This is a genomic window from Brevibacillus choshinensis, assembly GCF_001420695.1.
Classification (GTDB): Bacteria; Bacillota; Bacilli; order Brevibacillales; family Brevibacillaceae; genus Brevibacillus; species Brevibacillus choshinensis.
In genome coordinates, this window is record NZ_LJJB01000013.1 from 1,367,483 (window position 1) to 1,394,006 (window position 26,524).

23 protein-coding genes are annotated in these 26,524 nt (G+C 49.6%); 7 read left to right on the forward strand and 16 right to left on the reverse strand.

All coding sequences use genetic code 11. From position 1 onward, the window contains the following. The first annotated feature begins 42 nt into the window (after positions 1-42). A complete protein-coding gene (gene solA, locus AN963_RS26915) occupies positions 43-1,173 on the forward strand; it encodes an N-methyl-L-tryptophan oxidase (RefSeq protein WP_055747565.1) in 1,131 nt (376 codons plus the stop codon). Positions 1,174-1,233: 60 nt separating this feature from the next. On the opposite strand, the gene AN963_RS26920 is transcribed toward solA, so the two are convergent. The 10 genes from AN963_RS26920 to AN963_RS26965 form a co-directional block, all read right to left on the reverse strand. Next, positions 1,234-2,058, reverse strand: a complete 825-nt coding sequence (locus AN963_RS26920; RefSeq protein ID WP_055747566.1) for a protein-glutamine gamma-glutamyltransferase — start codon at positions 2,056-2,058, stop codon at positions 1,234-1,236. A 114-nt stretch (positions 2,059-2,172) separates the two neighbouring features. Continuing rightward, positions 2,173-3,084 (reverse strand): DMT family transporter, encoded by a 912-nt coding sequence (locus AN963_RS26925; RefSeq protein ID WP_055747567.1) that lies wholly within the window; start codon positions 3,082-3,084, stop codon positions 2,173-2,175. A gap of 240 nt (positions 3,085-3,324) precedes the next feature. Next, positions 3,325-4,023, reverse strand: coding sequence for an LrgB family protein (locus AN963_RS26930; RefSeq protein ID WP_055747568.1), 699 nt, complete (start codon positions 4,021-4,023; stop codon positions 3,325-3,327). Next, positions 4,001-4,390 (reverse strand): CidA/LrgA family protein, encoded by a 390-nt coding sequence (locus AN963_RS26935; RefSeq protein WP_055747569.1) that lies wholly within the window; start codon positions 4,388-4,390, stop codon positions 4,001-4,003. The genes AN963_RS26930 and AN963_RS26935 overlap by 23 nt, the downstream gene beginning before the upstream one ends. Positions 4,391-4,487: 97 nt before the next feature. After that, positions 4,488-5,372 (reverse strand): LysR family transcriptional regulator, encoded by an 885-nt coding sequence (locus AN963_RS26940; protein WP_055747570.1) that lies wholly within the window; start codon positions 5,370-5,372, stop codon positions 4,488-4,490. A gap of 189 nt (positions 5,373-5,561) precedes the next feature. After that, the gene (locus AN963_RS26945; RefSeq protein ID WP_236708102.1) at positions 5,562-6,698 is read right to left on the reverse strand and encodes an Ig-like domain-containing protein; all 1,137 of its coding nucleotides are present in this window, start codon (positions 6,696-6,698) and stop codon (positions 5,562-5,564) included. A gap of 83 nt (positions 6,699-6,781) precedes the next feature. Next, positions 6,782-7,531, reverse strand: a complete 750-nt coding sequence (locus tag AN963_RS26950) for an SDR family NAD(P)-dependent oxidoreductase (protein WP_055747571.1) — start codon at positions 7,529-7,531, stop codon at positions 6,782-6,784. A 21-nt stretch (positions 7,532-7,552) separates the two neighbouring features. Continuing rightward, entirely contained in the window at positions 7,553-8,995 is a 1,443-nt protein-coding gene (gene pepV, locus AN963_RS26955; protein ID WP_236708103.1) for a dipeptidase PepV, read from the reverse strand. 59 nt (positions 8,996-9,054) lie between these two features. After that, positions 9,055-9,972, reverse strand: a complete 918-nt coding sequence (gene metA / locus AN963_RS26960; protein ID WP_055747572.1) for a homoserine O-acetyltransferase MetA — start codon at positions 9,970-9,972, stop codon at positions 9,055-9,057. Between the two features lie 160 nt (positions 9,973-10,132). After that, a complete protein-coding gene (locus AN963_RS26965) occupies positions 10,133-11,581 on the reverse strand; it encodes a nicotinate phosphoribosyltransferase (protein WP_055747573.1) in 1,449 nt (482 codons plus the stop codon). Positions 11,582-11,712: 131 nt separating this feature from the next. Here AN963_RS26965 and AN963_RS26970 point away from each other — a divergent pair, with 131 nt between their 5' ends. The 4 genes from AN963_RS26970 (at position 11,713) to AN963_RS26985 (ending at position 15,223) form a co-directional block, all read left to right on the forward strand. Continuing rightward, positions 11,713-12,360, forward strand: a complete 648-nt coding sequence (locus AN963_RS26970) for an MOSC domain-containing protein (protein WP_055747898.1) — start codon at positions 11,713-11,715, stop codon at positions 12,358-12,360. A gap of 13 nt (positions 12,361-12,373) precedes the next feature. Next, positions 12,374-13,060 (forward strand): 23S rRNA pseudouridine(2604) synthase RluF, encoded by a 687-nt coding sequence (gene rluF / locus AN963_RS26975; protein ID WP_055747574.1) that lies wholly within the window; start codon positions 12,374-12,376, stop codon positions 13,058-13,060. A gap of 201 nt (positions 13,061-13,261) precedes the next feature. Further along, a complete protein-coding gene (thrC, locus tag AN963_RS26980) occupies positions 13,262-14,524 on the forward strand; it encodes a threonine synthase (RefSeq protein ID WP_055747899.1) in 1,263 nt (420 codons plus the stop codon). 9 nt (positions 14,525-14,533) lie between these two features. Next, the gene (locus tag AN963_RS26985; RefSeq protein ID WP_236708104.1) at positions 14,534-15,223 is read left to right on the forward strand and encodes a GNAT family N-acetyltransferase; all 690 of its coding nucleotides are present in this window, start codon (positions 14,534-14,536) and stop codon (positions 15,221-15,223) included. A gap of 184 nt (positions 15,224-15,407) precedes the next feature. Here the strand turns inward: AN963_RS26985 and AN963_RS26990 are convergent, their stop codons facing one another. Beyond that, positions 15,408-15,734, reverse strand: coding sequence for a DUF1904 family protein (locus tag AN963_RS26990; protein WP_055747575.1), 327 nt, complete (start codon positions 15,732-15,734; stop codon positions 15,408-15,410). Between the two features lie 460 nt (positions 15,735-16,194). On the opposite strand from AN963_RS26990, the gene AN963_RS26995 reads away from it, so the two are divergent. Next, entirely contained in the window at positions 16,195-17,025 is an 831-nt protein-coding gene (locus tag AN963_RS26995; protein ID WP_055747576.1) for an undecaprenyl-diphosphate phosphatase, read from the forward strand. Between the two features lie 139 nt (positions 17,026-17,164). Here the strand turns inward: AN963_RS26995 and AN963_RS27000 are convergent, their stop codons facing one another. From AN963_RS27000 to AN963_RS27020, 5 genes are all read right to left on the reverse strand, one after another. Then, positions 17,165-19,198: an ABC transporter ATP-binding protein gene (locus AN963_RS27000; protein WP_055747577.1), complete on the reverse strand. Its 2,034-nt coding sequence runs from the start codon at positions 19,196-19,198 to the stop codon at positions 17,165-17,167. 4 nt (positions 19,199-19,202) lie between these two features. Beyond that, positions 19,203-20,954, reverse strand: coding sequence for an ABC transporter ATP-binding protein (locus AN963_RS27005; RefSeq protein ID WP_055747578.1), 1,752 nt, complete (start codon positions 20,952-20,954; stop codon positions 19,203-19,205). Positions 20,955-21,311: 357 nt separating this feature from the next. Next, on the reverse strand, positions 21,312-22,463 hold the full coding sequence (locus tag AN963_RS27010) for a Ger(x)C family spore germination protein (protein WP_055747579.1): 1,152 nt from the start codon (positions 22,461-22,463) through the stop codon (positions 21,312-21,314). Then, positions 22,460-23,557 carry a GerAB/ArcD/ProY family transporter gene (locus AN963_RS27015; RefSeq protein WP_055747580.1) on the reverse strand — a complete coding sequence of 366 codons (1,098 nt, stop codon included), beginning with the start codon at positions 23,555-23,557 and terminating at the stop codon, positions 22,460-22,462. Before AN963_RS27015 ends, AN963_RS27010 begins: the two co-directional genes overlap by 4 nt. Next, the gene (locus AN963_RS27020) at positions 23,541-25,019 is read right to left on the reverse strand and encodes a spore germination protein (RefSeq protein WP_236708105.1); all 1,479 of its coding nucleotides are present in this window, start codon (positions 25,017-25,019) and stop codon (positions 23,541-23,543) included. The genes AN963_RS27015 and AN963_RS27020 overlap by 17 nt, the downstream gene beginning before the upstream one ends. Before the next feature lie 140 nt (positions 25,020-25,159). On the opposite strand from AN963_RS27020, the gene AN963_RS27025 reads away from it, so the two are divergent. Continuing rightward, on the forward strand, positions 25,160-26,518 hold the full coding sequence (locus AN963_RS27025; protein WP_055747582.1) for a TrkH family potassium uptake protein: 1,359 nt from the start codon (positions 25,160-25,162) through the stop codon (positions 26,516-26,518). Positions 26,519-26,524 lie beyond the last annotated feature (6 nt).

The window sequence follows — 26,524 nt, forward strand, 5'->3', positions numbered from 1 at the left end:
CATGGACGTTTGTACGATCAACGATTTTCTGGGGGGATCCGGATGGAAAACTACGAAGTGATCATTGTCGGGGCAGGATCAATGGGCATGGCTGCTGGTTATTATTTGGCAAAACAAGGCGTACGCACGCTGATGCTGGATGCGTACGACCCGCCGCACACCATGGGCAGCCATCATGGAGACACGCGCATCATTCGGCATGCTTACGGGGAAGGAAAGCAATACGTTCCACTTGTCTTGCGTGCTCAAGAGCTGTGGCTGGAATTAGAAAAGGCATCTGGTACAAAACTGTTTGAACAGACTGGTGTCCTCAGCGCGGGGAGCTTGAATTGCTCGTTCCTGCAAGAGCTTCGTGAGAGTGCCGAGACGTATTCTCTCCCATTGGAGGTATTGCGCGCAGAAGAAGTCAAAACCCGCTGGCCCGGAATTCAATTGCCCGACGATTATTACGCGTGCCTGGAACCGACCTCGGGCGTCCTGTATGCGGAGAAGTGTATCACCGCTTATCGCGAGCTGGCTATCGCCGCTGGTGCCACACTCCTGACGAATACACCTGTTACTGCTCTGCATCCGGATGGAGATGGCGTCCTCGTTCATACGGAAGCGAAATCGTATCGTGCAGACAAGCTACTGCTAAGTGCGGGTGCCTGGAACCCTTCCTTGACTACTTCACTCGGCTTGACGCTGCCATTGGTCCCTACCCGCAAGACTGTCGCCTGGTTCGGAGCAGACGATGAGCATTACGGTGCTGGGCACTTCCCAGCGTTCGTCTTCAATCTGGAGGATTCCATGTATTACGGTTTTCCGAGCTTCGATGCAGCAGGAGTCAAAATCGGCAGACACGACGGCGGAATGACGATAGACCCGGATCGCCTGGAACGGACATTTGGGGCATTTTTATCAGATGAAGGGGATGTACGCTCGTTTCTGGAGACGTACATGCCACAGGCAGCTGGCGCTCTGCGCCAAGGTCGCGTATGTATTTACACGATGACGCCAGACGAGCATTTCGTGATCGACCGCCACCCGGAACACACGCAAATCGTGATCGCAGCCGGGTTCTCCGGTCACGGCTTTAAATTTTCCAGTGCTGTAGGGGAAGCCACTAGTGAGCTTCTCACGAAAGGCACCTCTACCCACGACCTCTCCATGTTTTCTCTCAGACGTTTTTAGGAACTGGAACCAAAGAAGCCTCGTTACCACATCGGTGGGCACGAGGCTTCTTTCTTATGCTCATTCATTCCAGAACGTTGATCCGATCTGGGCGGAGATACTTGTACTCACCCCTTGCAGTCGTCCAGTCATGCCAGGCTGTCCGTTACTAAACTGCGACAAGTAAGCAAAGCCCGGTCTTGTCGCCTGACGCACGAGATAAGCAGAACGAGTCGCTCCCGGCCTTCTTTCGTCATTCAGAAAATCGATCAACGCCTCTGCTGGCTTGATCCCTGCTCCATGCCCGTAATACAATCCTCTCCCCAGATCCACGACGTTTTCACCTTGCCACCAAGGCTTTGCCGGATTGTAGTCGGGATTGGCAAAATAGAGAATATCTCCTGGCAAAAAGGTATTTGTACTCACCGTTTGCAGGTCCAAATCCTGGTCATATCGCCAGTCGTAGAGTAAGATATCCGCAAACATTCGCTCAAAGTCAGCTGGACGAATCGATCTTAGTGTCGCATGGTACAAAATGATCACCATCGCGGTCGCACATTCCGTCGCGTACATTCTACCATTGCGAAAAATGTCAATGATGCCTTGCGAAGGCAATATACCGTTACGCAGCTGGAATCCGCCAAGCTCCGTCCGGTTCCAATACGCTTCGTTGCATCGAGAATCCACAAATGTAGAAAATTCAATTCCGCTGTCATTGAGCGCAATTGCCGACCTCACCAGATGATCCCGCATCTTTAATTCAAATTGCAGCGCCTCCGGTGTCGGAAACTCAAATACTTCCTGGCTCCGCGCCATCTTGTTGACAATTTCGACCTGTACCCTGTTTAGGCCCCAGCCCGCCGCAAGCGTAGACGGGTTGACCTGTCTCCCTGCAATCCAAATCATGGGTATCCCCCTTCTCACACTCCATCATGATTATGTCTATGCAGGAGTCCAGGTCCATGTGAGCTAGTAGAAACCCCCGCCTGAATAGAAGACGGGGGTCATGCATGGTGTTGTTTATATTTCCGCTTGCTTGATCGAAGACTTCCCTCTCAGCGAAACATTTTTCAGTCGAGAGAAGAGGTAGCATCCCACGATCACAATCACACTGCCCAAAAGCTGAATGGTCGTCATTCTCTCTCCAAGCAAAAAGAACGCCAAAATCGCTGTAAATACGGGATTGAAGTTCAAAAACATCCCGGCAGAAGTCGCTCCTACCCTTTGCACGCCGACGTTCCACATGACCATGCTGACTACTGTCGCCAATACGCCCACGTAGAAAAGAGAAACCCAAAACGACCAGTTCGTATTTTGAACGGTAAACGTCGTCAGATTAAATGGCAGCATCAGCGCGACCCCAAAAACGCCGGAATACAAAGTAGACATCAACGGAGTGACGCTCTGCATTGCCCAGCGAGCACACACCGAATAGATGCCCCACATCGCTACGGCAGCCAACATCCAGAGATCGCCTACATTAAAATGAAGGTTCGCCAGATGTCCCAAATCTCCCTTGCTCAGTACCACTAATACTCCACCAAAAGAGATAAGCATGGCCAGGATCTGCAACGGTCTGATCTTTTCCTTTACGAGCAAAAACGAGAAAATTGCGATGGATACCGGATTTAAAGTAGATAAGAGTCCTACATTCGTCGCATCGGTTCTCTCCAGCGCCCAAAACATGAACAGATTAAACAGCGCAACACCCGTTACCCCCATCAGAATCAGTGGAAGAACAGCCTGCTTGGTAGGCAAGATCCGTTTTTCACGAAACCAGACCATCGGAATCAAACAGACGACAGCGATAATCCAGCGGAGATTGGTCAACGTCATAGAAGAAGCGTGACCGACCAGAAATTTACCAACGACAAAGTTCCCTCCCCATAGCAAGCTTGTACACAGCAAGAGGACGGCATAAATCGGTTTCATATAGCCTCCTTGATGAATGAGTTCATAGTTAGTCTGTCACCTATCATACACCCTTCAGGCGATTTTGGGCGGGCGTAATCCATTTTCCCATGAAAATCAGTTCATCCTGAGTAAAACCCAGTTTGTCGTAAAAGGCTTTATCAAGTGCGTCTTATACATTAAAACTAATAATTATACAATTATTCCTATAGAAAAAGGGGCCGCTTGCAGCCCCTAAAGCTTCCTGACCATGTAGTCCCGTTACACGCCCATCCACGACAGGATGACAGGGAGCAGAATAAACGCCCACACTACCGTCATGACGGCACCAGTAATGACAGCGAGTGTCGCACTACTGCCTTCTAGTTCGCCCAGCTCCAGCGCCTTGGCCATGCCCAAAACGTGAGCGCCCATTCCGTACATCAAGCCTATCGAAACGGGATGACGCAGCTTCAAATGCTTGATGAGAGTCGGTCCCCAAAATACGCCAGCAAAGCTGGTTAGCATCACGAACAATGCCGTCATGGAAGGAATCCCTCCGATTGATTCTGACAATCCTACCGCGATAGGCAAGGTGATCGACCTCGGAATGACGCTAATCGCCGCTTCCTTTCCCAGCCCGAGGAGCATCGACGTCGAGACGCCAGCAAGAATCGCAATGAGTGTACCAACTGCCAGACTGCTCACAATCATCCGCCAGTGCGAGACGAGAATCGCCCAGTTTCGGTAGAGCGGGATCGCAAATGCGACAGTGACCACACCCAGCATCTCATTCATGAAATTTGTGCCTTCCTGGTATTTCTGAAAAGGGGTACCCGTCACGATCAGCAAAAGCATGATGCCTAGAGGTGCCACGATAGCCGGCGAGAATAACAAACCAGGCCTTTTTCGGCTCAACTTTTTGGCCAATACGAAAAAGAGAACCGTCACGAGAAGGCTACATATTTTCCACAGAATCACGTCGTTTCACCTCTCCCAGCTTGAACACCCGCTCAGCTACGACGCCTGTCGAAATCATCACGAGTGCAGCACCACTCACGACGACGATCAAAACGAGCAGCCCTTTGATCCCCAAGAGCCACGGATATTGCATAATACCTGCAATCGCAGGGACGAAGAACAAAATCATCTGGGAGAATACGAGAGCCGCACCTGCCTCTACCCAATGCAGGCGAATCCAGCCCAATTGCAAACAGATAAACAGCAGGGCCATACCAATCAAACTACCCGGAATATGTAACTGCAGCGTCGCAGACAGCCATTTTCCTACCCATGCAAAGACGAACAACAGCAAAATTTGCAGCAGTGCCGAGAGCCACGATTTCATCCTGACCACCTCGATTCCTCATGTTGGTAGGTCCATTCTATCTGGTCTCGGGACTATTCGTACAATACATAAATAACATAAATTCTATTCCATTTGGTTATGGAGACAAATGCTGCTCGGCAAAGGAAATGAAGGCCCTCGCCGCGTGGGAGAGATAACGGTCCTTGCGGTAAATGAGCGCATATTGCCAGTCAATCACAGGAGCTGAAATGTCTACGATACGTAGCTCGCTGTTGTTCAGACGTCTCACGATCGAACGCGGGACGAGCGAGATGCCCAGCTGGGTCGCCACCAGTTCTCCGACGAAGTCCCATAGCGAGCTCATATAGGCGACCCGCGGTTCAAAACCGGAGCGTACACACGCTTGCTTGACTACATCATGGATCGCATACTCCTCGGTAAACAAGATAAACGCTTCATCGCGCAGCTCCGCCAGGCTGACGGACGAGCGCTCTGCGAGCCAATGCTCCCGGTGGGCAATCGCGACCAGGTCTTCTGCCTGCAACGGAACCGCATCGAATTTATCCGTATCGGCTGGAAGAACCGTCAGGCCTACGTCGATGCTTCCTTGCTCCACATGAACTTCCAGCAGCTTGGCACTGTACTCCTTCATCTCGATATCGATGCCGGGATAGCTCTTTTTAAACAAGGCGATGACATTCGGCAGCAAAAACGAGCCCACTGTAGGCATCATGCCCATTTTGACACGCCCACGCTCCATATTACGGACTTCCCCGATGGAAGACGACAAGCTGTCCATCAGCTGGAGCACCTTCGTCGCGTGATCGTAGACGAGCTCACCCGCATCGGTCAGCTCCATTTTTCGTTCCGTTCGATCCAACAGCACGACTCCCAGCTCCTCCTCCAGCGCTTTCATCATTTTGCTGATAGAGGGCTGAGAGACATGCAGCGTATTGGCAGCCTTGGTAAAGCTTTTTTGTTTTGCCACTTCCACAAAGTACTGCAGTTGCCTTATATCCATGAAAAAGCCTCCGTCGCGTCCTGTTTAAGCTCCTTACAGATTACCACAGAGACTGCGCAAAAGCGTACTTGCTCAAGGCTCAACCATCTTTAATCCCGATTCAAACAAAAAAGAGAACCCCTAAAACAGTTGGGTTCTCAAAACTCGAAAGTAAGGTTTCAATATTTTCCATAGCACTTATCTTATCTTTTATTGCACAGTCACCTGTACATTGACCAGCTTTCCGCTGTAGGTAGCAATGACCGTCGTCCGGCCCGCTTTGACAGCCGTAATCTTACCGCCCTCGATCGTCGCGATAGATTGATTCACCGAAGTCCAATCCGCCTTTTCCGTCACGTCTGTTTTCGTTTTGTCCGTGTAGGTGACGGTCGCTTTCAATTCTTTCGTCTCCCCTACCTTTAGGGTTACTTTTTTCACGTCTGTTTCCAGCTTGGACATGACAGCCGCTTCGACAGGAATCGTAACCGTCTTGCCTCCATACTTGGCAGTCAGCTTCGCTTTTCCGGGACCCACTCCTGTGACGACTCCACCTTCAATCGTGACGACTTCTGCATCACTGGTCGTCCACACTGCTTTTTCCGTTACATCTACTTTTTCACCATTAGTTAGGTACGCCGTCAGTTTTAGCGTCTGAGCTACACCTGGATGCACGTACACTTTTTTCTGATCCAATTGCAATTTGGAGATGACGTCCACTTCGACCGGGAGCGTCACCGTTTTGCCGCCGTAGGTGACAGTAATTTTGGTTTTACCGGAACCTACTGCTGTGACGAGACCTTTTTCGACGGTTGCGATCTCACTATTTTCCGTCGCCCACTCTGCCCCGTCTGTGACAGTGGCTGTCGTCTTGTCCGAGTAAGTCGCGGTGGCAGCGACTTGTTTGGTCGTTCCTATGCTCAAAGCAAGCTTCTTTTGATCGAGAGCCAGCTTGGAAATCACTTCAATCTCGACGGGAATCGTAACAGACTTTCCAGCGATGCTCGCCTTGATTTTGGCCTTGCCAGCATTCACGGCTGTCACCAGTCCTGCTTCTACGGTTGCGATCTCGCTGTCCGACGTGCTCCATTCGGCTATCTTGGTGACGTCCTCCGTCTTTTTATCAGAGTAGTGGGCCGTCAAAGTAAGCTGCTGGGTCCCCTCTTTTTTCAGTTTGACTGCTTTCGTATTAAACGTGAGCTTGGTGATCTTCTTTTCGCTGATCGTTGATGTTGCCGCCTTTGCATACAGAGGCAAGTGACCTGCTCCAGACAATGTCACTCCGAAAGCGACTACTGCTGCGAGCATCGCCTTTTGCCAACCGCGCAGGTGCTTGCGGTGCTTACTCATGTCGATCTCTCCTTCGCGCTTATCTACCACTTTTTTCTATATCGGCAATAAGCGGGCGCGAATGAATAAGCAAATGCACTTTATTACCTGCCTCCGCTCACATTGAGGATTTCACCCGTGATGTAATTCGCCGCATCAGATGTGAGAAAAGCAATCATCTGGGCGACATCTTTGGGTGTCCCGGCTCGTTTCAACGGTACTCCAGGCAAAAAGTGCTGTAGCCGCTCCCCGGAGGAAAACTTTTCATGCCACTGTGTATCGATTACGCCAGGTGCGACAGCATTGATGAGTATCCCCTGATCGGCAAATTCCTTCGCCATTCCGATTGTAAGTGTATTGACGGCGCCTTTGGCAGAAGCGTAATGTACACTCTCTCCCGCTCCCCCGAAGCGGGCTGCGCCAGAGGAAATGTTGATGATCTTGCCCTCCTTGCGCGGCAGCATCTCGCGCAGTACGGCTTGCGAGCAAAAAAGAACACTTTTGACATTCACCGCGTACGTCCTGTCCCACAGATCATCCGTAAGCTCCATGAACGTGCTCGGCTGGATGCCCGCTCCAGCGTTGTTCACCAGCACATGAATGGCCCCAAACTGATCGAGAACCTCTCCGACCATGCGGTTGACTTGTTCCCTGTCGGATACGTCCGCCGAAAAGAGAGCGCATTCTCCTCCCTGTTCTTGGATCACGGCAGCAGCTTCTTCTGCTCCGCGCTTGTTGGAGTGGTAATGAATCGCTATTTTTGCTCCCCGTGATGCCAATAGCTCAGCTGTCGCACGTCCGATTCCCGAGCTGGCTCCTGTGATCAGTACTACCTTCCCTTGTAAATCGTGCATGTTCCGTCCCCTCCACTCGTTCTACTTATCATAATCGGCATTCGCCAATTCGTAGATGGCTCTCGCATACATCGCTGCAGAGAGCAGCAGGTCTTCCACCTCGATATACTCATCTGCCTGGTGAGCCAGCGAGGTCTTTCCCGGGAACAGCGGACCAAATGCGACCCCGTTGCCAATGTGGTATGCGTAAGTGCCTCCGCCAGTTGACAGCAGTGTGGGCACAAGCCCAGTCGTGTCCTGATAAATTTGCTGCAAAATGCCGATCATCGGATGGTCCTTCGCCACGTGATGTCCCTTTTTCAAAAGCGGCGGTTCCATGGCAAACCCGTACTTCCCTACCTGTTTCGTGATCGTGTCCAAAATCCGGCTGGCTTCATCGGTCACCGGATACCGCAGGTTGATGTAAAAAAAGGACTCACCCTCTGGCTCGAATTGCAGGATGCCGCTATTGATGGTGAGCGCACCGGAAATCTCATCCTCATTGGCAATTCCGAGAGCCACCCCCGCGTAATCCTCAAACAGGTACGTTTCCACACAGTGCAGGAAACGCTCGGCATCTGGCTGAAAGGATAGCGGTGCGAGAAAATGAATCAGCTCTAGTGCAGCGTTGACTCCGAGCTGCGGTTCCATCCCGTGGGCTGCTTTGCCTTCCATTTCGAGTATGATCTGCCCCGCTTCTATTCGTGATATTCCCCTGCGCCCTCTAGACTCGCAATAAGCCGTGTACTCCGCCGCTAGCTCACCCAGACTCCCTGCTTCTCCCGCTATAATGGCACGCGCTGATTCTGGCACCATGTTGGCAGTCCCACCCCCGAAAAAGGAGTGCAGGTACCATTTCCCCTCAAGACCTACAGGTGCGTGTTCTACCGACCTCTCCAGCATCACCCTCGTGTTGATCTGTCCTTTTTCGGCATGAACGATGGGGTAGTCCGCGTCCGGCGTGAAGCCTGCAATTGGCAGCTTTTCCGTCTGACGGTAGCGTGCCATACAGCGGCTCCCGCTTTCCTCGTCCGTACCAAAGATGAACCGGACATTGTGCTTGAGCGGAAGTCCCAGCTCCTTGACGATTTTGAGTCCGTAGTAAGCAGCGAGAGTTGGACCCTTGTCATCGATGGCTCCACGCGCATGCAGCTTTCCATCCCGTATCGTCGGCTCATATGGCGGTGAGGTCCAATTGCCTGTCGCCGCGACAACGTCCAAATGCCCCAGAACGGCAATATAGCCATCCTCTGCCGAGCCTCCCAGCTCCGCGTATCCGACATACCCATCCAGGTTGGCGGTACGGAAGCCATGCTGTGCGGACAGATCAAGCATGTAGCCGAGTGCTCTGCCGATTTCCTTCCCCATCGGCGCCCCCGGTCCGCTCGTCTCTAGATTTTTGACGCTGGGTATGCGCAAAAGCCCATCTAGATCCTGCAACAGATCCTCTTTTCGTCTGTTCACTTCTTCATACCAGTTGATCATACCCATCCTCCTCGATCTAAAAAACCATCCGATCGGCTCGGATGGTAGGTCTTCCGTTGTTATTTGCTATTGTTCAAATCGTACGGCGTCTCTTGGTAGACGTAGTAGTTCAGCCAGTTGGAGAACATCAGATTGGCATGTGCCCGCCAGGTGACGATCGGCTGGCGGCTCGGATCGTCCTTGGGATAGTAATTTCTCGGTACAGCGATGTCCAATCCTTTGTTAATGTCCCGTTGATACTCATCTTGCAGGCTCGTTGGATCATACTCGGAGTGCCCTGTCACAAAAATTTGCCGTCCATCCTTGGTGGCGACGACGTAAATACCGGACTCCTCGGACTCAGACAAGATTTCCAGCTCCGACACTTTTTCGATGTCTTCCCGACGATTTTCCGTATGTCGGGAGTGCGGGATGTAGAAATAGTTGTCAAACCCACGGAACAGCTTTACGTTTTGCTTGTTCAACGTATGCGGGAAAATTCCGAACATCTTATCCGGCAATGGATGCTTGGGAACACCGAAGTGATGGTACAGTCCCGCTTGTGCTCCCCAACAAATATGGAGAGTCGAGGTGACATTCGTCATCTTCCAATCGAGGATTTCCTGTAGCTCCTTCCAGTACGTCACCTCGTCAAATTCCAGTTGTTCCACCGGTGCGCCTGTGATGACCATTCCGTCAAAGCGTTGATCCTTGATTTCTTCAAACGTTTTATAGAACATCGACAAATGCTCTTCCGATGTGTTTTTGGAGGTGTGGCTGGACATGTGAAGTAGCACGATTTCCACCTGCAGCGGTGTATTCCCCAGGAGGCGGAGCAACTGAGTTTCCGTCGTTTCCTTGACTGGCATCAGGTTTAAAATGACGATGCTCAGCGGCCGGATGTCTTGCGTGAAGGCCCTGCTCTCCTTCATCACGAAAATATTCTCCCCCGCCAGTATTTCCGTTGCTGGCAGCTCGTCAGGCAATTTAATTGGCATGTGTATCCCCCTTCCCATCCTTTGCAAATGCAGGCAGAAAAAATAATAATCCGACTAATTCGACAAAAATACATTCCTACCTGCTAGGATAATAGGTAGAAATAAAAAAAGCAACGTCCATCCACAAAGGAGCATTCCAGTGGAGACGTTGCTTTCACCTTTATTTTTTCATGTGTTCTTTCATCAAGCGATTTTTCGTTTCCCAGACGTCATCACTCATGTACAGTCGGTAGTGCTCCGGATTCAGCATCCGCAAATACTCCGGCCAGAACAGCTTCAGCTGCTCACGATGATACACACGAATTTCTTCTAACGATGGCAGGTCGTAAACCAGCTTTCCATTCAGGAAGACCGGAATCAGGAGCGATTCTGCTCTGTACTTCTCTAGCTGCTTATTCAAATAAGGGTGGCTCGGATTGAACAGGTGCAGGGAAGCTCCCGCCGGCACCTGCTCCTCTTGCGGGAAGCATAAGTAGTCGGCGATCGCCTTGTTCGTCTCAGGATCGATCAGGCGATACATATCCTTGATTCCCGGATTCGTCACTTTCTCCGGATTGCCAGAGATCTTGATAGTCGGCAAGTAATCCCCGTCCGCGCCCTCTCTCGCTACCAGCTTGTAGACACCACCCAATGTCGGTTGGTCTGCCGCCGTAATCAGCTGCGTACCGACTCCCCAGCTGTCCACTCGGGCACCCTGTACCTTGAGGCTCAGAATGGTGTGCTCATCGAGATCGTTGGACGCGACGATCTTGACGTAAGGAAGCCCCGCTTTGTCCAGCATCTCCCTTGTCTTGATTGACAAGTAAGCGAGGTCACCGCTATCCAGCCTCACCGCAGACAGTTGTTTTCCTTCTGCCTCTAACTTCTTGCCCAGCGCAATCGCGTGAGGAACTCCACTGTTCAACGTATCATATGTATCCACGAGCAAGGTCACTTGGCCTGGCAGTGCTTGCGCGAATCGCTCGAACGCTTCTTCCTCGCTCTCAAAGCTCTGTACCCAGGAATGGGCGTGCGTTCCTTTGGTCGGAATGTTAAACATTTTCCCAGCCAGCATGTTGGATGTAGCGTCAAAGCCAGCCAAATAAGCCGCTCTCGTTCCCCACAGAGCAGCGTCTGCTTCCTGTGCCCGTCGCGTCCCAAATTCCATGAGAATATCGGAGCCTGCTACATTTTTAATCCGAGAAGCCTTGGTCGCAATCAGCGTTTGGTAGTTCATGTAGTTCAAGAGCGCGGTCTCTACCAGCTGTGCTTCCATCATTCGGCCTTCGACGCGAATCAACGGCTCATTGGGGAATACCAGGGTCCCTTCCTTTACAGAAAACAGCGAACCCATAAAACGCATGCTTCGCAGTTCTTCCAGAAAAGCAGGGTCGTAATTCTCCTCCTGCTCACTCAAATAGACGAGATCGCTCTCTTCAAAGCGCAGGTTTTTTATGTAATCGACGATTCTCTCCAGCCCAGCCGATACCGCGTACCCATTGCCAAAGGGCAGCTTGCGGAAATAAGCTTCAAATACCACTTTGCGATTGTGTGTCCCGTTGATCCAATGGGCATACATCATATTGATTTGATATTTATCTGTGTGCAAAACCACACCCGATGATTGCATGGGACATAAGCCTCCTGTGTCTTCCTTTCCACCATCATACCAGAACCTCTAGAGGATGTCCCCCTGGGCAGTGGTAGCAACTGGGGATTTGTTATAGTATGAAGGGAGTGCACATGTTGGGAGTGAAAGAGATGTCAGAAAAAAAAATCGTATACGTGAGCAAAGGCTTACCGAAGAACAAGCTGTACAACGGACAAGAATTTCGCTCTGGCATATGGAAGGAACAAACGGACGAATTGCATGTCCACGCGCACCAGATCGCAGAGGACGATGTGGCAAACCCTGCGTACCATGGTGGTCCCGACCGCGTCGTCTGCCTCTATCCTTTTGAACATTATGCCCATTGGGAGAAGGAATTCGATCAACCATTAGAAAAATCGGCATTCGGTGAAAATGTGACGGCTGAAAATATGCGCGAGGACCAGGTCTGTATCGGGGATATTTTCCAGTTCGGGGAAGCGATCCTGCAAATCACGCAAGGCCGTTATCCTTGTGCTACCATTAATAAACGAAACCAGAACAACCTGCTGCTGAAACAAATTATTGCGACCGGGTATACCGGCTACTTTTTCCGTGTCCTGCAGGAAGGCACAATCAAGACAGATTCTCCTATTGTCCAATTGTCTGCTCATCCCCTACAGGTGAGCGTAGCCTCGATCCACCACCTGTACTTCCACGAGAAAACTCCAGATCCAAAGGTGTTAGAGCGCATGCTCGAAGTGGAAGAGCTCGCCTTGCCCTGGCGCAATAAACTGCTCGAAAAGCAGCAAAAGTCATGAAAGGAATCGTTCCATGCGAATCAATAAATACATAAGTGAAACCGGCTTTTGCTCGCGCAGAGAATCAGACAAGCTCATCGAAGCCAAACGGGTGACGATCAATGGCAAACTGGCTGAGCTGGGAAGTACTGTCGAACCCGGTGACGACGTACGCATCGATGGACAACCTGTTGGCACCAAGAAAAAAGCCGTCTACATCGTCCTGAACAAACCTGTCGGCATTACCTGCACGACCGAATTGCATGTAAAAGGGAATATTGTTGATTTCGTGAACCATCCAGAGCGAATTTTCCCTATCGGCCGATTGGACAAGGACTCCCAAGGTCTGATTCTGCTCACGAATGACGGAGATATCGTCAATAAAATATTGCGGGCCGAAAACAATCACGAAAAAGAATACATCGTCACCGTCGACAAGCCGATCACACCGCAATTTGTGCAAGGCATGTCCAGTGGCGTCCGAATCCTCGGGACCGTCACCAAGCCTTGCAAGGTCACCAAAATCAGCGATCGCGTCTTCAAGATCATCCTCACCCAAGGCCTCAACCGACAGATCAGACGGATGTGCCAAGCATTCGGCTATCAGGTGCGCCAGCTGAAACGAGTACGGATCATGAATATTCAACTGGACAATCTCAAGGTCGGACAATGGCGCGACCTGACCCATCAAGAGCTAGAAGAGCTAAATAAAAATTTGTAAGACGAACAGGATCGAGCGGTTTCATTTGCTCCTTCCTGTTTTTCATACCCACATTCATTTTCAAGAATATTTCGCATTTACATCCCTGCACCGTCCCGCTACTATATAGGGCATAAGTCGGTTTCTCCCAAGCCAACAAAAAACATAGAAAAGAGGTGGAGAGAACCACTCATCCTCGTGATGGGATGGATCTCATGGCTGATGAAATTGGTTTGCGTCGATTGCAACAAGGAATATCCTGCTCCATTCTTTGACTATCAATGTGAGTGTGGTGGACTGTTTGATATCATTCACGACACCAAGCATCTGGACGCAGAACAGCTGAAACGCGTCTTTCACGACCGCTTGTCAGATCGCATGACGCCTTATGCAAGCGGGGTCTGGCGCTACAAAGAGCTCATCTTTCCTGAACTCGCGGAAGAGCATATCACCACCAAATACGAAGGAAACACTGGCTTGTACGCTTCTGAGCTGTTGCAGACCTACACTGGCAATCGCAAAGTATTGCTGAAAGCACAGAGCGAAAATCCGAGCGGTTCTTTTAAAGATAACGGCATGACAGTCGCTGTTTCTCACGGACGTTCGCTCGGCTATCAGCGCTTTACCTGCACATCTACAGGAAATACCTCCTCTTCCCTCGCTATGTACGCGAGTATCGCACAAGGCGAGTCCTATGTATTCGTCCCGAACAAAAACATTTCCCTCAATAAAGTACTGCAGACACTCGCTTACGGTGCCAAGGTCATCAGCTTTGATGGCACCTATGACGATGGCATACGGTTCTACGAGCGTCACAGCAAGGAGCTCGGACTCTATATTTGCAACTCGATCAATCCATTCCGTATCGAAGGCCAAAAGAGCATCGTGTATGAAATCGCCCAGTACCTCAACTGGAATTTGCCTGATTGGGTCGTCATTCCCGGCGGCGCATTGAGCAACGTCACTGCACTGGGAAAAGGCCTCCAGGATCTCAAGACTCTCGGGTTGATCGACAAGCTTCCCCGCGTCGCGCTCGTCCAGGCAGACGGAGCAAGTCCGTTTCATCAGATGGTGTCGGAAGGACGAAGCGAGCTGATCCCTGAACCACATCCATACACGCGTGCTTCTGCCCTCAACATCGGCAATCCTCCTAGCTGGAAAAAAGCGCTACGTACAATTGAGGAGACTCGCGGTGTGACGTGCTCGGTAACGGATCAAGAGATTTTGGATGCCAAAGCGCTGGTCGACAAAAGCGGAATTGGCTGCGAGCCTGCCTCTGCCGCGACGGTCGCTGGTCTGCGCAAGCTCGTTTCCCAGCAAATCATCGACAAGGACGAGACTGCCGTCTGCATCCTGACGGGGAACATGCTGAAAGACACCGATGCGCTGCATGAATACCACTTGGGTGCATCGTCGAAAGGTGCCTTCTGCAACACCATACAGCCTGCCGAGCTTTCTTTGCAGAACATCGCCAATCTCTTGTAGAAAGCGTGGGTGAGAACGACTATACGAAATCATCTAGATCTCATGACCATTCAAGCCGAGGTGTTGTTCGTTCACGATCGTAACGGACGTTTGATAGGCATCAATGAACCGGATCGTCAGCCAGCCCCGCGGCTTTTTTGGGGACAGACCAGAACAGGTCACGTACTGAGATTTCAAAGGGATGTGCCGGATCATACCATTGCAGAGATTCAGGCTATCATGAACCGGGATGAGACACCTGAAAAGCTATCCCACGTGATCCGGACTTTTGAAAAAGAACAGCCTATCAACCGTATTTGGATGGGCCCCGCCTATGCTTGCCTTACTGGCGTTACATCCCCAACCGGTGCGATCTTGGTCACGGAGCAGAATCAATCTGCTTTGGAAGCAGGGTTCTCCCGTTTATTATCTGAACTTCCCTTTCGAAAGCCTTGTTATATGGTGACAGAGAACGACGTCGCTGTATCTGTATGCTTTTGTGCCAGAAGTACGGACAGAGCAGCAGAAGCGGGTGTAGAAACCTTGGAGGATTACCGCGGGAGAGGATATGCAGCCCTCACCGTATCCTCGTGGTGCAGAGCCATCTATGAATCACAGCGGATTCCTCTGTATAGCACCTCATGGGACAACTATGCTTCCATGTCCGTTGCCAAGCGCCTGAACTTCACTCTCTATGGAACAGATATTTCGATCTACTAAAAGAAATGACGAGCTTTTCGAGCATCCCTAGTTCTATATAAAAAAGGCAGCCTAACACCACTCTTTTCCATGTGTTTGAGGCTGCATTTTATTTTGTCATTTGGAAGGAGAACCTGCTTTTTACCTGTCGAAACTCCAAAAATCTTTCCCGGGAAATCGACAGCGCGATAAATCTAGCTATTGTCTAAAAATGTTTCCCATTCGCGTAGTAGCTTTCCTTTTGATAAGCGATAAACGCCATTTCCACCTCGGGGATGTCGAGTGACAGGATGTGCCGTGTGACGATTTCCGCAAACTGATCGCGCGTCTGCTGCCCGCGCTCGAACCATGCTACCTCGACGAACGGATAGGACTCCACCACTTTTCCGCCAAAGACGCCTGTCGTATGTAAACATTCGATCGTGAAATTGTCCGTGCCGCATCCGCAGAGAACGGCCAGTTCCTCGAGTAACGGCTCACTGATCGTTGCCATTTGTTCTGCCTTGATGCCTCGTACGATTAATTGTGGCATATGGATCTCTCCTCTTTATTTGTCGTGGGGATAATGTCTCTCCTAATCATACTCTTGCCGCCAACTCCTGAGTAGCTGATTTCTCTATCTTTTTTCTATACTTGGCTGTGTCTATTTTCAGTTAGCTCAGTCCATAGTGACGGGGGAGGTTGGTATGGACACTTTCACTGCGGCACCCTGAGAGCGTCCCAAAACTTTTAGAAAAGCCCGATGAGACGGATCAGTTCGCGCTGTAGCCACTTTCTCGACAGACTTAAAAGCATGTTTCGTTTTTTACTCTATCTTTTTTCGAGATGGCCTGTACCATTCGCGAACGTTGAAACGTATCTTCTTTTGTTCCTTACGAGTCGGTAAGGAAAGGCTTACTATTTCACGTCTTTTGTATTAAAGTGTATGAGGGACAACTCCTATAAAAACTCGCGCCCAAACTAGAGAGGCGTTTTTGGAAAGGTGAGTAACCATGGATCTTTGGCAAATCTTCGTGGCGTTTGTGTTGGGACTCGTAGAAGGACTCACAGAATTCGCGCCCGTCTCTTCAACTGGGCACATGATTATCGTCGATGATATTCTGTTGCATTCAAAAACTCTGTTTTCGCCAGAAGTCGCGAATACCTTCAAGGTGGTCATCCAGCTCGGCTCCATTTTAGCAGCCGTCATCGTCTTTAAAGATCGTTTTCTCAGTCTGCTCGGTCTTAAAAAAATCTCCCCAGATGGCAACGGTCCTGGACACAAGCTCCGTTTGTCGCAAGTCTTTGTAGGACTTTTACCTGCCGCCGTATTGGGATTGCTGTTTAATGATTACATTGATGAGTATCTGTTCTCGATAAACACCGTATTGATCGGGCTCGTGGCAGGGGCTGTCCTGATGATCGCAGCCGACTGGTTCCGTCCAGGCAAGCCGAAAGCAGCGAGTGTGGACCAGATTACGTACAAGCAAGCTCTCATTATCGGTTTGTTCCAGTGTATTGCCCTTTGGCCTGGTTTTTCCCGCTCCGGTTCTACCATTTCTGGCGGGGTTCTATTGGGTCTGAGTCACCGTGCGGCATCCGATTTTACCTTTATCATGGCGGTTCCTGTCATGGCGGGTGCCAGCTTTCTGTCGCTCTTGAAGCATTGGCAGTACATCACCGCTGATACTCTCCCCTTCTTCATCGTCGGGTTCATCAGCGCCTTTCTATTTGCCTTGCTAGCGATTCGCTTCTTCCTGAAGCTGATCAACAAGATCAAGCTGGTACCATTCGCTCTGTATCGCATCGTGCTGGCTGCTGTTATTTTCTTCTTGGTCATGTAGTCTGCTAGGACAAGCCTTACAAAAAAGCTGCCTTCCCGTTCACTCATGAATGGGGGCAGCTTTTTTATGTCTACGAGACGAGCTTCACTTTATGGGTCGATTCTGGATTGAGCGTGGTATACCCAGGCGAATCAGATCCTCACGGCGAAGTCAGCGCCATGCCGTTCGTTGCGCTTTCTCCTTGCTGCAATTGATACATCTGAAAGTACTTCCCTTTTTTCGCCATCAGGTCGTCGTGCTTGCCTCGTTCCACGATGGTACCCCGATCCAATACGAGAATCTGGTCGGCATTTTTGATCGTGGATAAACGGTGGGCAATGATGAATGTCGTCCTCCCTTTTTTCAGTACTTCCAAGGCCTCCTGGATGACCCCTTCTGTTTCGGTATCAATGCTCGCCGTAGCTTCGTCCAATACGAGAATGGCTGGATCAAATGCGAGTGCACGGGCAAATGAAATGAGCTGACGCTGCCCGGCAGAAAGGGTACTACCCTTTTCGATGACCGGCTCATCGAAACCTTTTGGCAACGTGCGAAGTAACTGATCTGCTCCCACGTCACGCAATGCTTTCTCCGCTCTTTCCCGTGAAATCGCCGGGTCCTCCAGTGTCACATTGGAGAGAATCGTACCCGTGAATAAAAACGGATCTTGCAAGACGATCCCCATATGCTGCCGAACCTGCTGCTTCGTCATGTCCTGCACATTTCGACCGTCGATCATGACTGCTCCCTGATTGACGTCGTAAAAACGGAACAACAGATTGATAATGGAGCTTTTCCCCGAACCGGTATGACCGACCAGAGCAACCGTTTCTCCAGGCCAAGCTTCAAAAGATACCTGCCGCAAAACGTATTGGTCGGAATGATAAGCAAACGTGACGTTCTCAAAGCGGACATTCCCCTGATAGCACGGAATTTTCCCCGGATCGACGGCAATCCCTTCCTCGTCGAGCAGTTCAAACACTCGCTCCGCCGCGACCCGCGCTTGCTCCAGCAAAGCCAGCTGGTTGACGATTTGAGTGATCGGTTGAAACAGTCGATTGAGGTAATCGACAAACGCGTACATCACCCCGAGCGTGAACAGGCTCCCTATTCCCATAGATGCTCCACCCACGTACCAGATGAACAAAATAAACGCGGTGTTACGCAGCAGTTGCACCAGATTGAAAGACGCCACAGAGTTGAATCGCTGCATCTTTTTTTGATAGGTGAAGATCTCTTCATTGAGCTCGTCGAATTCCCTTTTGGTTTCTTTTTCTCTGCGAAACGCCTGAATAATTGCCATTCCTTGAATCGATTCGTTGATCATGGCATTGATGTCACTGAGCCGGCTGCGTATGACATGGTTGTAGGCAGCGGCATACTTCCGATACAGAATGACCCAGACCACCATGATCGGTAAAATAGTGAGACAAACCAGCGCCAGCTTCACATCGAGCAAGAAAAGAGCCGTAAAAATACCGATCAAATAAATGCAGCTGCTAAAAAACTGATCGAGCACCTTGGTGAAGAGCTCACGTACCGCCTCCGTATCATTGGTGACACGGGCTACCACTTTTCCCGCAGGCAGGTTATCAAAATAAGTAATCGGCAAGCGCTGAATGTGAGCGAAGACATCTACCCTCAGCCTGCGAATGACCTGATTCGCTGATTTTTGCAGCATGAACTTTTGACCGTAATGGAAGAGGGACGCCAACGCGAGCAACCCCATATAGATGCCTGCCAGCATCAACAATCCACTGGTCTCCGGGCGGAAAAAGCCAAATACCTCCTGGTTGGTCAATTTCTGTGCCGGATACACAGCATTCCCGGAATCATTCACGATCGTCAGTGTCCCGTTTTGTACCTCTCGCTTGCCATCTGCTGCAATCGGTTGACCGACAAAAAAATACCCACGCCCGACTTGCAACACACGAACTTGATTCCCCAATCGCTCCCCTTCTGTCAGGTGGTCTTGGCGGGTGTACCACTTCCCTTGATACAAAGCAGAATCGTCTCGCTGTTCTGTCTCGTACCACGGAAGCTCAATCCCCAGTATATGAGTATCAATCATCTTTTTAGCTAGAAAGGGTCCTGTCAGCTCTGCTGCCACCGCGATGGATAACATCAGCAAGCCTAACAGGATGGTCTTCTTAAAATAAGCTGCGTAGCGAAATAATCGCTTTCCTGTTGACATGGAATCACTCGCCCTCCGTCAATTGTGCTTCCATCTGTTGCCGTTCATATTGCTCCTTGTACCACCCGCCACGTTCGAGAAGCTGCTCGTGTGTACCTTCCTCGATGATTTGCCCTTCATCGAGTACGAGCACCCAATCTGCATGCTTTACTGCGGACAGGCGATGCGTCGTAATCATCGTGGTCTTGCCCGCGCGCTCACGGCGAATATTCGCAATCATTTCCGCCTCTGTCTTGCCGTCTACGGCCGACATGGCATCATCGAGAATCAGGATCTCTGGCTGAACGAGCAATGCCCGTGCAATCGACACCCGCTGCTTTTGACCACCAGACAGCGCTACCCCTCTTTCCCCGACGATTGTTTCTACCCCCTCAGGCAAAAATTGCACGTCGCGAGCAAAAGCAGCTAATCGCAGAGCCTCCTGCATCTCTTCCTCTGTCCCAGTCTTATTTCCGAACAGCACATTTTCCCGCACGGTTTTGGAGAACAAGATCTGCTCTTGGGGAACATAGCCGATCCAGCGCTTCAGCTGATCGAGAGCGATTTGCTCCAGGGGAGTGTCCGAGATGGATACGCTTCCCGTGCCGAGCGGATATTCCCGCAAAAGCTGGCGTACCAGCGTGGTCTTCCCGCTGCCAGTCCGTCCTACGATGCCGAGCGTCTGGCCCCGTTTCAAAGAAAAGGAGATGTCCCTGAGCTGATCGACTTGCGCAGATGGATAACGGAAGGAGACCCGATCAAAATGAATGGTCTGCGGAATCGCTGGCTGTTGAGGCTGTTCGTGGTCCGTCACATCAGCCTGATACGCAAGTGTTTCATTGACACGATCGAGCGAAGCACTGCCCCGCTGCATGACGTTGATCAGTTCTCCGATCGCAAACATCGGCCAGATGAGCATCCCCAAATAGACGTTGAAGGAGACCAGCTTACCGAGTGTCAGCTCCTGATGAAAGACGAGATAACCACCGTAGATCAAGCCGATCATATAGCAGATTCCCACAAGAATTTTCACGGTGGGTTCGATGAGAGAGTCTACTTTGGCGACCGCGATATTTTTTTCATACACATCGTCGGTCATCGAGCGAAATCGCTTTTCATCCGCCGTTTCCTGCACGTAAGCACGAATGACCCTGACCCCGGAAACCGATTCGAGCACTTGGTCGTTCAGCTCACCAAAGGAATCCTGAGCCTGAGAAAATCGCACATGGATCTTCTTCCCATACTGATTGATCGCGTAAGCCATCAGCGGCAACGGCAAAATGGAGGCCAATGTCAGTTTCCAGCTGACGAAAAAACCCATCGTTAAAATGATGACACTAGTAAAGCTAGCTGAGTCCACCAGGGTCAAAATACCAAAGCCCGTCGTCATCGACACGGCCTTTAAGTCGTTCGTTGCGCGCGCCATCAGGTCTCCCGTACGATTTTTTTGATAAAAGGTAGGAGTCATCTTCAGGAAATGGGTCATTAGCTTGGAGCGCAGTGTCCGTTCTGCCAAAAACGCCCCTCCAAACAATTTGTTTACCCAGACGAGATTGACCAGATAGAGCACGACCGCAAGTACCGCATAAAACAGAATAATTTGAAACATTCTTTCCGCCGTCATCGTCCCTAGCTGGAGCTCGTCGATCGCTACACCGATGATTTTCGGGGGAACGACTTCTAGGATGCCACCCAAGATGAGCAACAGAATCGCTATGATGTATTGCTTTCTATGCTCCCGAAAAAACCAATCAAGCTTTGTCAAAACGGAAAACATCCGCTGTCAGCCCCTCTCCTGTGTCAACTATCATTTCCTCTGTCTTCTTACCTGATGGACTATTTGCGGAATAAAAAAAGGCACATCGCCCGTAAGCAATCTGCCTTTTCTTCTATGTGAATAGAAAAAGCGCCGGTTACGAAGACAGGTAACCTGCGCCATTGTGTGAGTGGAGGATAAAACCTAAACCTACATTACTCGCCCATATGGTGTGGTTACGTCATGTATGTAGTTTTGTTTACGTAGATCATTCAACAAAATCATGACAACCCCACCTTTCCAAAAAATGTTGTTAATTTCCAATTAATACATTCTGAACTTTATCATCCCTGCTGTATCCATGTCAATAAAACATTTTTAATGAATGAGCCCTGTTCCCTTGATTTGCACCTCTACCTTCGGACGAAAGGTAATGCGAGAATAATCCTTTTCCCAATCCAGGTTCGTCCATACCTCCGGATAAAAGGCCATCAACTGGCGTCCTATACCATACAGATCGCATCTGGCTTCTTGGATCTTGTGCAAAACTTTTTCAGCATCCTTCGTTAATTGTTCGGATAGTTGTTTATTGAGCTGGTTAAATTGTTCTTCGGTAATCAATTGGTTATGCGGATATTCTACTACGGTGACCTTTAGTTTTGCACGCAAGTGAACGATGATCTTCGGATGAGAGGAGCCCTCCACTTGTACGTCCAGTTTCCGTTTTGATCCTCCTATTAGCATATTGATATAGGCAAGGGGTCGCAGCTTTTCATCCCCACTGATTTTTTTTGAGATTCTCGCCCCCTTCATATCCAGCTTAGAAAAGATCATGCTGAGAAGTGATTCTTCCGGAGTCAGGGTCCCCGTCATCTCTTTGTCATGGATCAAAATGCTTCCGATCACGGCTGGATCCCCTCCAACCATACCCATGTAAGGGATCATCATGTCCTCCCCCCGATCCAACAGAGATGGATAGATCGATTGGAGTGTCGCCTCTGGTATGACCCGTCTTTCTACTTGACTCTCCAACAATTCAACCAAGTATGAACCGACCAACGGATCTTTTGTAGACACTTGCTCCATAAGCTGTTTTGCCTCACCCTTTACTACTGCAATCTTTGCCTGTAATCCCCCCATCGGATCTCGATAGAGGATATCGAGTGTCGTGTAGAGATCCTTTTTCGCTAGCTTCTCGCCAATCAACACTACTTGGTTTTTTGAGTCGTCTATCGTTTCCGATGTTTTTCTGTCCATCATCAACGCTGTTTGATTAACGCTGTCACCAACGGCTGAAATCACATTCTTTTGCTTGCCGCCCGTAATACCAGATTGCTGCGATGAAGAGGAGGAAGCTACCTGCTTAATCGCTGGAGTCAATAAGGCATATGAATTTTGGATTTTCCCCTCCTCCACCAAATCCCGACCGATACAAATAATTAAGTTTCTATCCTTTAATATTCTTTCATCCCAACATCCAGAGAGGCAGAGAATCGCGAGGATACCTGCTAAAAACACAGATGTTTTCATGCAGCCTTCTGCCTCCCCTTCCCTTTTTGCCAATAAGAAACCACAAGTAAAAATCCTGGAATCAAGAGGAAGATGACTGGGCTGAACGTCGCTAGCAGGTGCGCCATCTTATCCGTAACAAAAGGGTCATCCACCCATTGCGCTATCGCAAAGGGAATCATCGAGACTACTACTGCTACCCTTGTGTGGCTTCGTCTTTTCAGCATATGAGAGATTCCGACAGCGCTAAAAAAAATGAAGATAGCAGAAGAACTGATGATTTTCGTTATCCAAAACGATAGAAAAATGAATTCCAACCGCTCAATCACAATGAACGATAGGGCCTTTAACATATACAACACGGGCTCGGGAATAAGTGTAAGTTGCTTCGCGTTAAAAAAAGTGATGGCAGCAAAAATAGTCATGGTATACAACAGTGTGACAAAAAGATTGGCTGCCATCAGCTTTTTCAAAATCCCCTTCGTGGAGCCTTGCACGTAAGGAAAAAGCACAAGAATCGCTTCGAATCCGGTCATGGCCAGAATCGTACTCTTCATCCCTGAAAGAATCTCGGTGTAGCTCGCCTGTCCCATTGGAAGTAAATAAATCAAATGACCTTTTGAGAGAGCGAGTATGAGCAAAACAATAACAGGGATGAGCAAAAAACTCAGGATGGAATAAAACCGCGCAATGACCTGAAGGCTCTGCTTACATAAATAAGCCGAGACCAAAAACATCAGCCCCAGCAGGATCCACTTCGGTGTATTGGGGTAGGCCCATTTACTGATGATGGCATAATAGTCGATTTGAATGAATGTTGCGATGAACAAAAAATACCCGATGTAACACAGATTGATGAGTGATCCAAAAAAGACCCCTAGTCGTTCCGTTGTCATTGTGAACAAATTTGATCCGGGATTTCTGCACATCAGCACCCAGTATCCAACAACCAAAATCTGTACGATGAACCCGGATAACAGCATCGCTATCCAGCTATCCCCTTTTGCTGATAGATGGACTTCATAGGGAAGTGATAGAATACCTGCACCTACTTGAGCTTGGATGATGACGAAAAATAGTTGTAAAGGAGAAATTTTCCTATTCTCTGGGATCATCTGGTTGCCACCCTCGAGATATCGTCTCTTGCGTGCTTTTTTGGGGTGCTGCATCTACAGGTCTGTTGCTCATTTTCCACATGGGAAATCGGACAAATGTGTCTTTTAGATTCCTCCATTTGACTGTGGAAAGGGGGGCTAAATAAGGTGTGCCAAAGGACTCCAGCGCACACAAATGAATGAGTAGCAGCGTAAAGCTCAAAACAATGCCCAGCAAACCGATCGTGGCTGCAGAAATCATGAATCCGAAGCGCAACAGCCGAACTGCTGTCCCCATTTCGTTTGACGGGACGACATACGCCGCAATCGCTGTGATTGCCACTACGATGACCATGATATTGGAGACAAGATTTGCCTGTACGACTGCCTGGCCGATCACGATGCCCCCAATCACTCCAATGGTTTGTCCGAGCGGTGATGGCAAGCGAATACCAGCTTCCCGAATCAATTCGATGGTGATTTCCATGATGAATGCTTCAACCAAGGGAGGATAGGGAACCTTATCGATCGATTGTTTGATCGCAATAATCATGTTGCTCGGCAAAATTTCAAAGCGAAAGGCCACTGTCGCAATATAGATAGCCGGCAAGGATATGGCGATGAAAAAACTGATCAAGCGAATGATCCTAAAAAAAGTCCCTGCAAACCATCGGCTGTTATAATCATCCGGAGATTGGTAGAACGCGAAAAACGTGACAGGAAAGATTAATGCCGTAGGGGCACCACTTGCCAAAAGCGCTACTCTTCCCTCCATCAGGTTGGCCGTGACCCGATCCGGGCGCTCTGTGCTCAGTAACTGTGGAAACGGGGAGAATGGGGAATCTTCCACATACTCTTCAATAAAATTGGTCCCCAGAATACTATCTGCATGAATGGACTGAATCCGTTTCTCCATTTCTTGCACGACCTGCCTGTTGGCCAAGTCATTCATGTAAAGAAGTGCGACTCGCGTCTGCGTTTCTTTTCCTACGGTGTAGTACGTGACAGTTAACTGCCGATTTTCTATCATGTTCCGTACCAAATGGACGTTCACATTGAGATTTTCGATAAACCCGTCATGCGCTCCCCGAACTACCTTTTCATTGCGTGGTTCTACAGTCGTGCGGATAAACGATGATTTAGCTGAAATACAGAGGATGTCTTGGCGTTCGGAAAAGAGTAGAGCAACAAAGCCCTTGAGCAGACAGGAAACAGCATCATCTAGCGTTTGGACGACCTTTATCGTGGCGGCCGGCAAACATTCCGCGATCGTAGCTTCTGGGTGGTGGAGGATGGGTTGTAAAATCTGTTCGTGAATGGACTGGCTATCTGTCAGCGTATCGAAAAACAATATCTTCATCTGTTCGTTGTTCAACCAGAAATCATTGATTTGCAAGTCATCACTATTGTGGAGCAGCTCTTGAATCATAGCTGCATCCTTTTCGACGGAACCGGTTGGAATATCTGGAAGTCGACCGCTCACACATATCCCTCCTTATCATCCCATCCTATTTTCCCTCATTTTCCAAGAAGTATGTATCTGAGGCCGGACTTCTCATTTTTGCTTACTCGTTTTTTCTGGTATGATTACCCTTACGAGTATGAACCAGGAGGCTACACGTTTTGCTATCATCCTCTCAAAAACGTCGATTGACGTCTGTGCAGATCATTGTCTTTTTTTATGTAGGGCTCATATTAGTCTCTACGATATTATTGTGCTTGCCCTTCTTTCATAATCCGGGAGTTTCTCTGTCCTTTATCGACTCTTTGTTTACTGCGACGAGCGCAATTAGCGTCACCGGTCTCACCGTCATTACGATCCATGAGGTCTTCAATGAATGGGGACTTCTCTTTTTGACCCTGCTCTTCCAGGTAGGCGGGATTGGAATCATGACGCTGGGAACCTTTTTTTGGTTATTGCTTGGCCAAAAGATCGGACTGGAGCAGCGGATCTGGATCGCGACTGACCACAATCGTTCTACCTTGTCCGGTCTGGTCGATTTGATGCGGAATATTCTCGTCATTGCGCTCATGATTGAGCTTGTCGGTACAGTTCTGTTGGGAAGTCACTTTCTGTTCGCCGGCTATTACGATGAATGGTATACGGCTTTCTACCACGGCTATTTCGCCTCGGTCAGTGCGTTTACCAATGCAGGCTTTGACCTTTATGGCAATTCCATGCTCGGCTTTACCCACGATTACATCTTTCAGTCGATCGTCATGATCCTGATCATCTGTGGGGCAATCGGGTTTCCGGTGCTGGTGGAACTGAGAAGCTATCTATCGTATCGTCGAGCCAAACAGCGTTTTACATTTACGTTGTTTACCAAAATCACGACCTTGACCTTTTTCTCGCTCATTGTAGCGGGTGCCCTGCTCATCTACCTGTTTGAGCGCACCGCCTTTTTCCAGGGTCAATCGTGGGACCAGATCTTGTTCTACTCGCTGTTTCACTCGGTTTCTTCCCGAAGTGGCGGTCTGGCAACCATGGATATCAGCCTGCTCTCTACGCCTACGCTGATCATGCTGTCAGGGATGATGTTCATCGGTGCCTCTCCGAGTAGCGTCGGCGGGGGGATTCGGACGACGACCTTCTTTGTACTGGTCGCGGCTGTTTTTGCCAATATGCGAGGCTTCAAGGATGTCAAAGTATTTGGCAGGGAGCTCGTGGACGAAGATATCATGCGTTCGTTCATGGTATTTTTTGTCGCCATCATTCTCGTCTTCACAGCTGTCATGCTGCTGGTTTGGCTGGAGGATTTGCCCTTCCAGCACATCCTTTTCGAGGTGTGTTCTGCCTTTGGTACGACGGGTTTGTCCACTGGCATCACTTCGCATCTCGGTTCGGGCGGGAAACTAATTCTCGTCGTCACCATGGTCGTGGGACGGATAGGCATTATCAACCTGCTGCTATTCCTCAAACGTAAAGATCGGATTGTCCGCTACCATCACCCGAAAGAGCGTGTGATCATCGGACAGTAATCAAAA